This window comes from Lysinibacillus halotolerans, from assembly GCF_003711845.1.
GTDB classification, from domain to species: Bacteria; Bacillota; Bacilli; order Bacillales_A; family Planococcaceae; genus Ureibacillus; species Ureibacillus halotolerans.
Genome location: NZ_RHLQ01000108.1, coordinates 1 through 1,037, shown reverse-complemented (window position 1 = coordinate 1,037; position 1,037 = coordinate 1). Strand labels below are relative to the sequence as shown.

Annotated in this window: 2 rRNA genes; both read right to left on the bottom strand. The window is 43.3% G+C overall.

Going from position 1 to position 1,037, the window contains the following annotated elements:
* Positions 1 to 487: ribosomal RNA gene (locus EC501_RS18315) — 23S ribosomal RNA — on the bottom strand; the annotation flags it as partial.
* Between the two features lie 457 nt (positions 488 to 944).
* A 16S ribosomal RNA gene (locus EC501_RS18310) occupies positions 945 to 1,037 on the bottom strand; the annotation flags it as partial.

The window sequence follows — 1,037 nt, the reverse complement described above, 5'->3', positions numbered from 1 at the left end:
TAGGGAGTATTTAGCCTTGGGAGATGGTCCTCCCGGATTCCGACGGAATTTCACGTGTTCCGCCGTACTCAGGATACACTCAAGAGAGAATGAACTTTCGACTACGGGGCTTTTACCCTCTGCGGCAGACCTTTCCAGGTCGCTTCGCCTAATTCATTCCTTTGTAACTCCATATAGAGTGTCCTACAACCCCAAGAGGCAAGCCTCTTGGTTTGGGCTATTCCCGTTTCGCTCGCCGCTACTCAGGGAATCGAATATTTTCTTTCTCTTCCTCCAGGTACTTAGATGTTTCAGTTCCCTGGGTATGCCATCATGACGCTATGTATTCACGTCAAGATACTGTTCCATTACGAACAGTGGGTTCCCCCATTCGGAAATCTCCGGATCAAAGCTTACTTACAGCTCCCCGAAGCATATCGGTGTTAGTGCCGTCCTTCATCGGCTCCTAGTGCCAAGGCATCCACCGTGCGCCCTTCATAACTTAACCTAAAAAAGTTAGTTACTGCTTTTCTTATAAAGAAAAGACTTAAGAACTACACAATCAAATGCGTCCTCGACGTATTTGCTGTCCAGATTTTTATTTTTAAAATGTCTGCTTCGCAGATATTTTAAAAATTAATTCCTCTAAAAATCTGTGACATCCGCCAGAGGCTTTTTTATTATTCTGCTTTAGCTGAATAATAAAAATTTACTTGAATTTTATTGCTTTCAATGTCGTTTTATCCAGTTTTCAAAGAACAAGACTACTGACTTCAGTCACATCATGACTTTGCATCAGTGAAATTACTCCGTGCAGTTTTGCGACGAAAGCTTTGAGTTACCTCTTAGACTATTCTTCGCGGCAGGAGCAAGGTTTTGAAGTTTCATTTCTGAACCTTCAAAACTGAACACAAAACGTTAATGTTGATTGACCCAAGGTCAATCATTCCGTTATATATCCTTAGAAAGGAGGTGATCCAGCCGCACCTTCCGATACGGCTACCTTGTTACGACTTCACCCCAATCATCTGTCCCACCTTCGGCGGCTGGCTCCAAAA